This is a genomic window from Streptomyces doebereineriae (genome assembly GCF_031845645.1).
Classification (GTDB): domain Bacteria; phylum Actinomycetota; class Actinomycetes; order Streptomycetales; family Streptomycetaceae; genus Streptomyces; species Streptomyces canus.
Genome location: NZ_JAVREZ010000272.1, coordinates 1 through 458, shown reverse-complemented (window position 1 = coordinate 458; position 458 = coordinate 1). Strand labels below are relative to the sequence as shown.

Genomic DNA, 458 nt, shown 5'->3' with positions numbered 1-458 from the left:
GGTGGGTACGGCGCACCGGGGGCCGGCCAGCCCGGATACGGCGGCCAGCAGGGCGGGTACGGCGGCGGCGACTACGCCGCCGGAGGCGCTGCGGTCACCCTCCAGCTCGACGACGGCAGTGGCCGTACCTACCAGTTGCGCGAAGGCGCCAACGTGATCGGCCGCGGCCAGGACGCCCAGTTCCGTCTCCCCGACACCGGGGTGTCTCGCCGGCACCTGGAAATCCGGTGGGACGGACAGGTCGCGTTGCTGTCAGACCTCAACTCCACCAACGGCACCACGGTGAACAACGCACCGGTGCAGGAGTGGCAGCTGGCCGACGGCGACGTGATCCGGCTGGGCCATTCCGAGATCATCGTGCGCGTGCACTGAGCGTCTGAGACCGGACACACCTGAGTGGCAAGCACCCCGCTTCGCCCTCACGGCGATCGCCGTCCAAGTATCGTGACGTTGCCGAC

1 protein-coding gene is annotated in these 458 nt (G+C 69.7%); it reads left to right on the top strand.

What is annotated here, in order from left to right; genetic code table 11:
• Positions 1 to 372: FHA domain-containing protein (locus tag RNB18_RS51845; RefSeq protein ID WP_311721037.1), on the top strand; the 372-nt coding region annotated here is incomplete at its 5' end.
• Positions 373 to 458: the final 86 nt, after the last annotated feature.